We start from the raw sequence: 11,108 nt of genomic DNA on the forward strand, positions 1-11,108 counted from the left end.
TCGCCGTATCCGCGCGCCTTGCGAGGACACCGCCTGGACGTCGCTCGCTACGGCCCCAGTCGTTCAGGACCCTCCTGCGCGACGAACCCGCCGGCGAGCGCGCCGATCGCGGAGCCGCCGATGGAGAAGAGGAAGTACCCGCTGTTCACGCGGCCGCGGAGGGCGTCGCGCACCACCCGTTGGCGCCAGGACGTGATGATCACGCCGAGGACGCTGCCGTGCGCGCCGAAGACGACGAGCGTGACCATCGCGGCCCACGGTGCGGTCACCAGCGCGAACGAGAGGTGCGTGCACGTCTCGATCACCAGTCCCGCCCGCACCAGTGCCGACGCGCCGAACCGCTGCTGCAGCCGGGCCGCGGCGGCCGTGCCGATGAGCCCACCGACAGCGAGCGCGGCGAGCAACACCCCGAACCCGATCTCGTCGAGCCCGAGCCGCTCCCGCGTAGAGCACGAGGATGCCGAACGCGGCCATGAGCGTGACGTTCATGAAGCACAGGCAGACGGCGAACATCCGCAGCACCCGATGGCCGAACAGGCTCCGCACCCCGACTGCGATGTCATGTCGCATCGAGCCGCGAATCGGGCTCCGGCACGAGCCCGGTCGGTCGGCGGCGCGACCCGCAGCGTCGCGATCAGCAGCGCGGCGAGCGCGAAGGACGCGGCGTTCACCCCGAACGGGATCGCCGCGGCGATGACGAACAGCGCGGCTCCGAGCGGCGGCGCGACGAGCTGGTTGAGCACGATCGTCGAGGCGTGGAGCCGGGCGTTGGCCCGAGGCAGTTGATCCGGCGCGACCATCGACGGGATCAGCGAGGAGACGGCGTTGTCGGCGAGCGTCTCCAGCGTCCCGAGCACGAACAACGTCGCGTAGACGATCGCGACGTTCGCCTACTCCGTGGCGACCGCGATCGTCAGCCCTGCGACAGCCGCCGCGCGCACGATGTTGGCCAGCACCACGATCCGGCGCCGGTCCCACCGGTCGACGAAGACCCCGGCCGGCAGGGAGAACAGCAGCCACGGCAGCTGCTGCACGAATAACGCGCCCGCCACCAGCGCCGGGTCGGACGTCATCGAGGCGAGCAGCAGCGGCCCGGCCGCGAGCGCAACGCCGTCGCCGATGTTGGAGATGCTTCCGGCCGTCCACAGGCGGGTGAAGTCGCCGCCGAGCGGTCTGGCCCCCATCGAACGAGCGTCGCGGACGGTGGCGGTCGCGGCAACGGGATTCGAATCCGGACCGACCGGGTATGCCTTTACATGACCGAGCCGCGGTGCCGCCGAGTAAGGCGGCGATGAGCATGCCTGACGAGTATGACCATCTCGCCCCGCTGCTGGACGAGCTCGCGGACCTCCCGGACGACGACCCGGACCGGCAGGCGCTGCGCGACAAGATCGTCACCGGCTACCTGCCGATCGTCCGGCACATCGCGCGCCGCTTCGCCGGCCGCGGCCAGCCGACCGACGACCTCGAACAGGCCGGCACGATCGGCCTGCTCGGTGCCGTCGACCGCTTCCGGCCCGACCGCGGGAGCGACTTCCTCTCCTTCGCCGTGCCCACGATCACCGGCGAGATCCGCCGGTACTTCCGCGACCACACCTGGATGATGCGGGTGCCGCGCCGGCTGCGCGACCTCCAGTCGACGATCAACTCCGCGACCGACCGGCTCTCGCACCAGCTCGGCCGCGCTCCCCGCCCGAGCGAGCTGGCGACCGAGCTGGACCTGCCCGTCGACGACGTGCTCGAAGCGCTCGACGCAAACAATGCCTACCGCGCGGGCTCCCTCGACGAGCTGACCGCGGGCGTCGACAAGCCGCTCGCCGACGTCGTCGGGTTCGCCGACAAGGAGCTGGAGAAGGTCGAGTTCCGCCACACGCTGGGCCCGCTGCTGGACACCCTGCCCGAGCGCGAGCGCACCATCATCGTGCTGCGGTTCTTCGGTGAGATGACGCAGACCCAGATCGCACACCGGGTCGGCCTGTCCCAGATGCACGTCTCGCGGCTGCTGGCCACCACGCTCAGCCAGCTGCGCCGCACCCTCGTCATCGACGAGCGCGTCCCGACCCCGTGAAACTTCCCCACCGTTTTGTCAACCTGCACGCCGTTTCGGGTGTGCAGGTTGGCAAAACGGTGGGGACCTTCGACGTTGTGTCGGCGTGCCCGCGAGGACGGCCCCAGTGGGGAAGTTGCTCAGCGGGTCAGCTGGATGGACATCGCGAGCACTGCGATGTCGTCGTTGACCTGCTCGCGCCCGACCATCTGCGCCATGACGGTCGCGCAGACGATCTCGGGAGGGGCCACCGGCATCGCCCGAAGGAGCTTGTCGAGGCCGTCGTCGATCGAGGCGTTGCGCCGCTCGACCAGCCCGTCGGTGTAGAAGCAGATGCTCGTGCCCGGTTCGAGCGTGAATCGGCTGGTGCGCCGCGGCATCCGGGGCTCGACGCCGAGCAGCGTGTCGGGCGGGATGTCGAGCAGCGCGGCCGGCGTGAGCGGTGTTGCGATCACCGGTGGTGGGTGTCCGGCCGTCGAGATCGACATCCTCGACGTGGCGGTGTCCAGGATCGCGCACACCACGGTCGTCATCGTCGACGGCTCGTAGTAGCGCAGGTGGTGGTCGACCGTCGTGAGCAGTTCGGCCGGGTCCTCGACGCCCGGCGAGCGCGCGCTGCCGAGCGCATGCGCGCGGAACACCGTGCGCAGCCAGCCCATGGTCGTCGCGGCCGCGAGGCCGCTCCCGACCACGTCACCGACGATGATGCAAACCGATCCGGAGGGCAGGACGAACACGTCGTACCAGTCGCCGCCGACCGCGCCCTCGCCCGGCACGTACCGCGCCGCGAACTCGACACCGTCGAGCACGGGCAGCTCGGTCGGCAGCAGCGCCGTCTGCAGCGTGGTCGCCGCGGTCAGCTGGCTCCGCGAGATCCGCGCCTGCGTCGCCAGCGCGATGCGGTCGCCGACGAGCTGCAGCAGGTTGACGTCGTCGTCGGTGAAGGTCCGTGGCGCGAGCGATCCGACGTGCAGCACACCGAGCACCTCGGTGCCCACCACCAGCGGCACACCCAGCAACGATTGGATCCCGCGTTCCACGAGGAGCGGGTTGTGCACGGTGGCGGGGCTCACCTCGGTGAGCACGACGGGCCGGCGTTCGGCGGCGATCCGGCCGGCGAAGCCCTTCCCGAGCGGCACCGAGACGCCCTGCTGGACCTCCTCGTCGATGCCGAGCGCGACCGTCGCGACGAGGTGCTTGCGCGACGGAGGCAGCAGCAGCACCGCCGCGGTGTCGACGGAGAGCAGGTTGCGTACCCGCTCGAGCAGCTCGTTGAGCAGGTCCTCCAGGTCGAGATGGGCAAGGTCGGCATCGGTGACCGCATCCAACCTGCGCAGCCGCTCCTCCGACTCGCCCCACGCCGGATCCGCCACAGTCACGTGACGACTCTACTTGTAGTAGAGCGAGAAGGGCCTCAGACCTCGGCAGGTACCGTCTTGGCTTCATCGCGACTCATACGACCGAGGCCGTTTGTAAGATGCCGGCCATGTCCGAGCCCGTTCCCCGCACCGGCTACGAGGACTTCCCCGCCCACCCGCTGCACGACGTCCCGTTCGAGGTTCTGCACGCTGCCCGTACTGCCGTCCAGCGCGCCGCGGAGTGGAAGCACGTCGACCCGGAGCTCGCCGAACCGCTTGCCGACGCCGTGGTCATGGCGTGTCTGCCGGCGATGCGGAAGTGGCTCTCGCCCTGATCCCGATCACCCGGCCTGATCATCTGGTCAGTCGCAGTCGACGATCCCGGCGAACTCCATGATCAAGGCGGACCGGTTCCCCGCCGCCCACGCGAGGCAGACGTGGTTCGGGCCGATGTCCTCGATCGCCACCGCCACGACGTCCGGGCGCGTGTAGTACTGCGCGGCCGATAGCGGCAGCACGGAGAAGCCGTGGCCGGCCGCGACGTGTTCGAGCTTCTCCTCGACGCTGTGCATCGTGGGCGCCGGCCGGCGCGACCGGTCCCGCAGTTCGAGAGCGATGTCGCGCCATTCGGGGATGGCGTCAGGGTGCTGGAGCAGGTGCTCGCCGGCGAGGTCGCCGATCCGGACGGAGTCCTTGCCCGCGAAGGCGTGGTCAGCAGGCAGCATCGCGACCCGCGGCTCGGAGCGCCAATGCCGCACGACGAGGCCGCGCTGGTTGATCGGCAGGCGGACGAACCCGACGTCGGCCCGCCCGTCGAGCAGCACTTCCACCTGGTCGTCCCAGGTCGTGCGCAGCAGGTCGACCGTCAGCGTGGGGTGCCGGTCGGCGAGCGCCCGCACCGGCTCGGTGACCGTCAGCCCCGGCATGAACGCAACCGTGAAGTGGGCGTGCTCGCCGGCGGCTTGCAGGACCCTGCGCTGGGTCGCGGTGGCGGCATGCAGCAGCGCGGGCGCGTCGGCGAGCAGCTGCGCGCCCGCGTCGGTCAGCGACGTCGAGCGGTGGTCGCGGTCGAACAGCTGCACCCGCAGCTCCTTCTCCAGCGCCCTGATCTGGCGTGACAGCACGGGCTGGGCGATGTGCAGCCGCTGCGCCGCCCGCCCGAAATGCAGCTCCTCCGCCACCGCGACGAAGTAGCGCAGCTTGCGCATGTCCAGGTCCATGGCCCTCCGATCCGCTACCGAGCAGCGGAGATACCTCGAGGGTATGACAGCCGACCGCACAGGTCTTGGACGCGTGCCGCGGGCGCGACGCATCGTCGGTAGCAACGGTACGAGGGAAGGGAAGTCACATGGGACTCATCGGTGAACGGGTGCTCGTCCTCGGCGGGACGTCGGGGATCGGGCAGGCGACTGCCGCGCTCGCCGCCGCCGAGGGTGCGCAGGTGGTAGTGGCGTCGAGCCGCCGGACGAGCATCGATCGTGCGCTGGCCGAGCTGCCGGCCGGGACCACGGGGGAGGTCGCCGACCTCGCCGATCCGGCCGCCGTCGCCGCGTTGTTCGAGCGGGTCGGCGCGGTCGACCACCTCGTGTTCACGGCGGGCGAGCCGCTGACGCTGATGTCCGTCGATGGCATGGACATGGACGCCGCGCGGGCCGCGTTCGGGCTGCGGTTCTTCGGCGCGTTGAACGCCGTCAGCGTCGGTGCGCGGCACGTCCGGTCGGGCGGATCGATCACGCTCACGACAGGCATCGCGGCGGAGCGTCCCGGTGCCGGCTGGTCGGTCGCGGCCAGCATCTGCGGCGCCGTCGTGTCGCTGGTGCGCGCCCTGGCCGTCGAGCTGGCACCGCTGCGCGTGAACGGGGTGTCGCCCGGGATCGTGCGCTCCCCGCTCTGGGCGGGCATGGACGACGCCGCGCGCGAGCAGATGTATGCCGACACGGCCAAGGCGTTGCCGGTCGGCCGTGTCGGCGAGCCGGGCGACATCGCCCAGGTCTACGTCCACCTGATGGAGCAGCACTTCACCACGGGCACCACGATCACGGCCGATGGCGGCGCACTGCTGGTGTGACCGTCGACAACGACGTTCTGGCTGTTGTGAGCGCTAACAAACAGCCAGAACGTCGTTGTCGACGGCTACCCGACGCCGAGTGCGGCTAGCAGGTGCTTGCGGTGCGCCGCCGCGTCGGACGCGCCGCGGGGGATCGGGCGGTCCACGACGATGCGGCCGGTGTCCAGGACGATCACCCGGTCGGCGAGCGCTACGGCCTCGTCGACGTCGTGCGTCACGAGAAGCACGGCCGGCCGGTGCCGGGCGTGCAGCTCCAGCAGCAGCTCCTGCATGCGGATGCGGGTCAACGCGTCGAGCGCACCGAAGGGCTCGTCGGCGAGCAGCAGCGCCGGTCGGCGCACCAGCGAGCGGGCGAGCGCCACCCGCTGCTGCTCTCCGCCGGAGAGCTCGTTCGGCCAGGCGCGTTCCCGCCCACCGAGACCCACCTCGGCGAGCGCCTCCCGGCCGCGCTCGCGGGCCTGCGGCCCGTCGAGCCCGAGCACGACGTTGTCCAGCACCCGCGCCCAGGGCAACAGCCGCGCGTCCTGGAACACCACCGAGCGTTCGACGGGCACGGCCAGCTCGCCGGAACCCGCCACGCCGTCGTCCAGCTCGGCCAGCGCCCGCAGCAGCGTCGACTTCCCGGAGCCGCTGCGCCCCAGCAACGCGACGAACTCGCCTTCCGCGATCTCCAGGTCGAGCGAGTCGAGTACGATCCGCGCCCCGAAACCCCTGGTCAGCGTCGTCGCCCGGACCGCGGTCAGCTCCCGAGTGTCCGTCGCCATGACAGCGCGCTCCTCTCGATCGCCCGGACCGCGGTGTCGCCGACGAGCCCGAACACGGCGTATACGACGAGCCCGGCGATGATGATCTCGGTCTGGCCGTAGGTCCGCGCCTGGGTCATGAGGTAGCCGATCCCGCTGGTCGCGTTGACCTGCTCGACGACGACCAGCGCCGTCCACGAGACGGTCACCGCGAGCCGCAGCCCGACGAAGAACCCGGGCAGGGCGCCGGGCAGCGCCACCTGCCGGACGAACCGCAGCCGGGAGAGCCCGACCGTCTCGGCCAGCTCGACGTACCGGGCGTCGACGCCGCGCAGCGCGGCATGGGTGTTGACGTAGACGGGGATCAGCACGCTCGTCGCAATCACGATGATCTTCATCTGCTCGCCGATCCCGAACCAGATGATCGCCAGCGGGATCAACGCGAGCGTCGGGACGGCCCGCTTGACCTGCACCGGACCGTCGATGATCGCCTCCCCGGTGCGGGTGAGACCGGCCAGCAGCGCGAGCCCGACGCCCGCGCCGACGCCGAGCACGAGCCCCGCGACCGAACGCTGCAGCGACGTCAGCAGGTTCGACTGCAACCGTCCGTCGGCCGCCAGCTCGCCGAACGTCGTGACAACCGTCCAGGGTGGTGAGAGGGTCGCCGGGTCGATCAACCCGACAGCCGAGCCGCCGGTCCACCCGACCAGCAGGAGCAACGGGCCGAGGGCCAACGCGCGCGCCGAGGTCGGGCCGGGCCGCAGCCGCCGCCCGGTCGGCGGCCGTGGCGCGAGCCGCACGTCCCGCTGCGCAGCGGGTGCCTCTCGCGTCCGCGGTGCCGGTATCGAGACCTCGGTCATCGCTGTACCACCACCGGCTCGAACGACGCCCCGACCGCCGGCACGACCGAGCCGACGACCTCGTCGAACCGCAGGTCGAAGCCGTCGGAGGCGCGCACCGGACGCGGCAGCTGGCCCGCGCGCTGGATCGCGTCGATCGTGTCCTGCTGGCGCTGCACGAGCGCCTGGTCCAGCCGCGGGAACGAGCTGGGGCCGAGCGAGGCGAGGATCCGCCGGCCGTCGTCGGCGCTGACGCCCTGGTTCTGCACGTAGTACAGCAGCACCCATTCCTCCTGGTGGGTGTTGATCCACTGCTGGGCGCGGACGTAGTGCTCGACGTACGCGCGCACCGCGGCGGCCTTCGCCGGGTCCTGCAGCACCTCGCGCCGGGCGTAGAGGAACGCCAGCCCGGACGACGTGCCGGCGGTCTCCGCCGGGTCGATCACGCCCCCGCCGCGCGGCGCAGCCTCGCTGAGGAACCGGGTCAGGCGGGGCTCGTTCAGCGGCGCGACGTCGACCTGCCCGGTGCGGACGGCGTCGTTGAACTCGGCGAGCTGCAGCCGGACGAGCGTGACGTCGTCGGTCGCGAGCCCGGCCTTCTCCAACGCCCGCAGCACGATCACCTGCTGCGCGGTGCCCTCCGCATAGGCGATCTTCTTCCCGCGCAGCTCGGCGAGCTTCCGCGCCGGCACGCCCGGTGCGACGGCCAGCAGCGTGCTCGACGGATCGTTCTGCTTCGCGAGCACGATCGGCACGTCCGCCTTCGCGACGAGCGCCTGGATCGGCGGGGTGTCGCCGACCGAGGCGATGTCCGCGGCGCCCGCCCGGAACGCCTCCAGGATCGCGGGCCCGCCGGTGAAGTTCGCGAACTCGGCGGTGAACGGCAGCCTGTCGAGCTCGCCGGAGGCCCGCAGCGCCACCTGCTGGGCCTCGGACTGGTCGGCGATCACCAGTGTGGTTCCTGGCGGCACCTGCGCCGGCAGCACGTCGGTCGCGGCGAGCCCGCCGCCGGACGGGCCGCCGGCGCAGGCCGCCAGCAGCAGCGCGCCGACCACCGCGGCGGCGAGCTGCCGCGCGGATCGTCGTGTGTTCATGTCAGCTCTCTCCGTGGTGGTCGGGCGCGTGATCAGTCGACGACGACCGCGTGGTCGGCCGTGAACGGCCTGCCCTCGACGATCTGCGACTCGAACCCGTCCGGCCCGACCGGTCGCTCACCGATGACGGTGACCCGGTGCAGGGTGCGGCGGACGTCGAGGTGGTCGAGGTCGGCGGGGGCGAGGTGGGCGGTGGCGCGGTTGTCCCAGAACGTGACGCTGCCGGCCTCCCAGCGGAACCGGACCGTGTACTCGGGGCGGGTGATCTCCGAGTAGAGGAGGTCGAGGATCGCGCGGCTCTCGCGCGGTTCGACGTCGACGATGTGGCTGGTGAATCCCGGGTTGACGAAGAGTGCGCGCTCGCCCGTCACCGGGTGCACCCGCACCACGGGATGCACCGAGACCAGCAGGTTGTCGTTGATCCGCCGCGCGTACGCGCCGTCGCCCTTCGGCTTGTCCGGGCCGCCGTACCGGTGCTCGGCGCGCAGCCCGTCGACGAACGCGCGGACCGGGGCCGAGAGGCCGGCGTACGCGGCGGCGAGGTTCGTCCAGGTCGTGTCGCCGCCGATCTCGGGGACGACGTCGGCGCGCAGGATCGACGCGGCGGGCGGGTTGACCGCGGCGGTCACGTCCGTGTGCCAGCCCGCGACGTAGCTGTACTTGCGGCGACGGACCGCGTAGTCGTCGCCGTAGCGCTGCTTGTAGCGCTCGGGGTCGATCGTGAAGATCTCCGGTTGGCCCGCCGGCGGGGCGTCGTCGTGCGGGTGGGCGTAGGTGAGCTCGCCGAAGAGCCGGCCGAACCGGATCTGCGCGGCGTGGTCGAGCTGCTGGCCCCTGAAGAACACCACCTTGTGCTGGTGCAGTGCCTCGGTGATGGCGGCGACGGTCTCCGCGGGGAGCGGAGCGCTGAGGTCGACGCCGCTGATGTCGGCGCCGATGTGCCCGGCGACCGGTCGGACATCGAGCGTGACGCGTTCGGGTGCGATGGTCATGACGATCCTCTCGAATGCGTTGCCGTGCGCAACGCGACAAAGGGGTGGAAACGAGCTGCAGAAATGTCCGGACGAAATGTCCGGGCGTTTCAGTGAGTGGCCGGCGTCCGGCGATGAGCGCGCGGTCAGCAGCCGCGACAACAGCTGCACCGGCAAAGCCTGGTCAGCTGGGATGCGCTCATGTCATTCATCGTGTGTCGGCGATCCGCCGAAGTCAATTTTCCGTCGCCGACAATTAAGTCCGCGCAGGTAGGTCGAGTGGGCGGGCGAACAAATCGGAGAGCACCACGGAGCCGGCCGCCACCGCGAGCGCGCCCGTCCCGAACGAGCCGGCGACCACCGTCCCGGCGGGATCGGCGCAGACGTGCGAGCGGCGCGCGACCTCCTCGTGCAGATCGGCGAGCAGTTCGGGGCGGCGGGCCGTCGCGGAGTCGGTCACCACGAGCACCTCGGGGTTGATCACGTCGAGCAGCAGCGCGACGGCCCGCCCGACGGCGCGCGACCTGGACCGGAAGAGCCTGAGCGCCCACGGCTCGCCGCGTTCCAGCGCGGCCAGCGCATCGGGGACGTGCGGCGCGGCCAGCCGCCCGTCGGCGACCGCGCGCTCGGCCAGTACCCGCGAGGACACCTCGGCCTCGAAGCACCCGGTCCGGCCGCACGCACAGGCGGCGTCGCCGCCGACGGGGAGGTGGCTGACGTCGCCCGCGCTCGCACCCGGCCCGGCGTGCACGTCACCGCAGGTCGCGAAGGCCGCATCGACGACGTTCCCGACGAACAGCTGCACCATGCTCCGCCTGGCTCGCTGCCGCTGCGCCCCGATGAGCTGCTCGGCGCGGGCCAGCGCGCGGGCGTGCCCCTCGACCAGCACCCGCAGGCCGAGCCGGCGCGCCAGCACCTGCCCGACCGGGACGTCGCTCCAGCTCAGCGGCGTATGTCGGACGACGACCCCGGATCCGGGATCGACCCAACCGCCGGTGGCGACGCCGAGGGCGAGCGGCCGGCGGGCTTGCGTCGCCAGGAAGGCCGACATGTCGTCGGCGATGCCGTCGAGCGCCGCCGCGGCGTCGGACGTCGGGAACGGCGCGCGGTGCTCGGCGAGCACCCGCCCGCGCAGATCCATGAGCGCGAACGTCGCGTGGCCGACGGCGATGTGGATGCCGGCGACCACGTGGCGACGGGTGTCGATGTCGACCGGGACGTGCGGGCGCCCGATCGAGCGCCGAGCGCCGAGCGCGGGACGCTCCCGCACCAGGCCCGAGGCGCGCAGGTCGGCGAGCTGGCGGCTCACCGCGCCCGCGCTCAGCCCGGTCAGCTGCGCGACCGTGCTGCGGGCGACGGGCCCGTGGTCGAGCGTCGCGCGCAGCACCGCGGCGGCGGTGGTCGATCGCCTTGCAGGCCCGGTGTCGATCGGGCTCTGGTCGTCGAGGGTCGGGTCGGTGGGGGTCGGGTCGGTGCGGAGCAGCGTGTCCATGTGTCCCTGCCAGCGCGTGGTCTCATGCGGTTGTGCGGGCGGTGACCATCGACGCGCGGGACCTCAGCGGTCAGGCGCGTGCGACGGGCGCGGCACAGAGCGCGCTCGCCTGCCGACGCAGGTCGACGTGGCGGCGCGCTCGGAGGGTCGCTGCCTGGGACATCGCTCTGATGCTCGCAGGTCACAGCACCGGCGTCGAGGCCGAACGGGTCACATGCGGCGTGTCGGGTGCAGCGCCGCTCGTGTCAGGTGTTCACCGGATACCGGACGGGCCGCGCCGCCCATAACGTCCTCCCCGACGCAGTTGCTGGCCTCAGGCGCAACGGCGTTCGCTCGACCGATGGGACCGGGTCCGGGACTGCCGTACCGGGTGCGCGGGTCGCTTGCCACTGGCGCGACGTGCGGCCCGTTCGAGGCTCCTGACGGTCCCGGTGGCCCTTCACGTGGCCGAATCCTCGATCACCACCTTCGTTCGACCTACCGGGAGCGATCCGCG

The 11,108-nt window shown here is 71.9% G+C and carries 13 protein-coding genes and 1 pseudogene; 3 read left to right on the top strand and 11 right to left on the bottom strand.

Going from position 1 to position 11,108, the window contains the following annotated elements:
• Positions 1-47 precede the first annotated feature (47 nt).
• The 3 genes and pseudogenes from LL648_RS33670 to LL648_RS33680 all read right to left on the bottom strand — a co-directional run.
• Positions 48-431 (bottom strand): annotated as a pseudogene (locus LL648_RS33670) (MFS transporter); the annotation flags it as partial.
• A 54-nt stretch (positions 432-485) separates the two neighbouring features.
• Positions 486-857: a hypothetical protein gene (locus tag LL648_RS33675; RefSeq protein WP_232666857.1), complete on the bottom strand. Its 372-nt coding sequence runs from the start codon at positions 855-857 to the stop codon at positions 486-488.
• Between the two features lie 33 nt (positions 858-890).
• Entirely contained in the window at positions 891-1,184 is a 294-nt protein-coding gene (locus tag LL648_RS33680) for an MFS transporter (RefSeq protein ID WP_232666858.1), read from the bottom strand.
• A 107-nt stretch (positions 1,185-1,291) separates the two neighbouring features.
• Here LL648_RS33680 and LL648_RS33685 point away from each other — a divergent pair, with 107 nt between their 5' ends.
• Positions 1,292-2,068 carry a SigB/SigF/SigG family RNA polymerase sigma factor gene (locus LL648_RS33685; protein ID WP_232666859.1) on the top strand — a complete coding sequence of 259 codons (777 nt, stop codon included), beginning with the start codon at positions 1,292-1,294 and terminating at the stop codon, positions 2,066-2,068.
• Positions 2,069-2,187: 119 nt separating this feature from the next.
• Here LL648_RS33685 and LL648_RS33690 read toward each other — a convergent pair whose 3' ends face one another.
• Positions 2,188-3,426, bottom strand: coding sequence for a PP2C family protein-serine/threonine phosphatase (locus LL648_RS33690; RefSeq protein WP_232666860.1), 1,239 nt, complete (start codon positions 3,424-3,426; stop codon positions 2,188-2,190).
• Positions 3,427-3,533: 107 nt separating this feature from the next.
• Here LL648_RS33690 and LL648_RS33695 point away from each other — a divergent pair, with 107 nt between their 5' ends.
• Positions 3,534-3,740 carry a hypothetical protein gene (locus tag LL648_RS33695; RefSeq protein ID WP_232666861.1) on the top strand — a complete coding sequence of 69 codons (207 nt, stop codon included), beginning with the start codon at positions 3,534-3,536 and terminating at the stop codon, positions 3,738-3,740.
• Between the two features lie 27 nt (positions 3,741-3,767).
• Here the strand turns inward: LL648_RS33695 and LL648_RS33700 are convergent, their stop codons facing one another.
• Entirely contained in the window at positions 3,768-4,625 is an 858-nt protein-coding gene (locus LL648_RS33700; RefSeq protein ID WP_232666862.1) for a LysR family transcriptional regulator, read from the bottom strand.
• 128 nt (positions 4,626-4,753) lie between these two features.
• On the opposite strand from LL648_RS33700, the gene LL648_RS33705 reads away from it, so the two are divergent.
• A complete protein-coding gene (locus LL648_RS33705; protein ID WP_232666863.1) occupies positions 4,754-5,473 on the top strand; it encodes an SDR family oxidoreductase in 720 nt (239 codons plus the stop codon).
• Between the two features lie 65 nt (positions 5,474-5,538).
• On the opposite strand, the gene LL648_RS33710 is transcribed toward LL648_RS33705, so the two are convergent.
• The 6 genes from LL648_RS33710 to LL648_RS45880 form a co-directional block, all read right to left on the bottom strand.
• Complete coding sequence (locus LL648_RS33710; protein ID WP_232666864.1) at positions 5,539-6,237, bottom strand: ABC transporter ATP-binding protein; 699 nt, start codon at positions 6,235-6,237, stop codon at positions 5,539-5,541.
• A complete protein-coding gene (locus LL648_RS33715) occupies positions 6,213-7,076 on the bottom strand; it encodes an ABC transporter permease (RefSeq protein WP_232666865.1) in 864 nt (287 codons plus the stop codon). The genes LL648_RS33710 and LL648_RS33715 overlap by 25 nt, the downstream gene beginning before the upstream one ends.
• Positions 7,073-8,149: an ABC transporter substrate-binding protein gene (locus LL648_RS33720; protein WP_232666866.1), complete on the bottom strand. Its 1,077-nt coding sequence runs from the start codon at positions 8,147-8,149 to the stop codon at positions 7,073-7,075. Before LL648_RS33720 ends, LL648_RS33715 begins: the two co-directional genes overlap by 4 nt.
• A 32-nt stretch (positions 8,150-8,181) precedes the next feature.
• Positions 8,182-9,141 (bottom strand): TauD/TfdA dioxygenase family protein, encoded by a 960-nt coding sequence (locus LL648_RS33725; RefSeq protein ID WP_232666867.1) that lies wholly within the window; start codon positions 9,139-9,141, stop codon positions 8,182-8,184.
• Between the two features lie 235 nt (positions 9,142-9,376).
• Complete coding sequence (locus LL648_RS33730; RefSeq protein WP_232666868.1) at positions 9,377-10,612, bottom strand: ROK family transcriptional regulator; 1,236 nt, start codon at positions 10,610-10,612, stop codon at positions 9,377-9,379.
• A gap of 70 nt (positions 10,613-10,682) precedes the next feature.
• Positions 10,683-10,775, bottom strand: a complete 93-nt coding sequence (locus LL648_RS45880; protein WP_374112146.1) for a putative leader peptide — start codon at positions 10,773-10,775, stop codon at positions 10,683-10,685.
• Positions 10,776-11,108 lie beyond the last annotated feature (333 nt).

The organism is Pseudonocardia sp. TRM90224, from assembly GCF_021245725.1.
In the GTDB taxonomy this organism is placed as follows: domain Bacteria; phylum Actinomycetota; class Actinomycetes; order Mycobacteriales; family Pseudonocardiaceae; genus Pseudonocardia.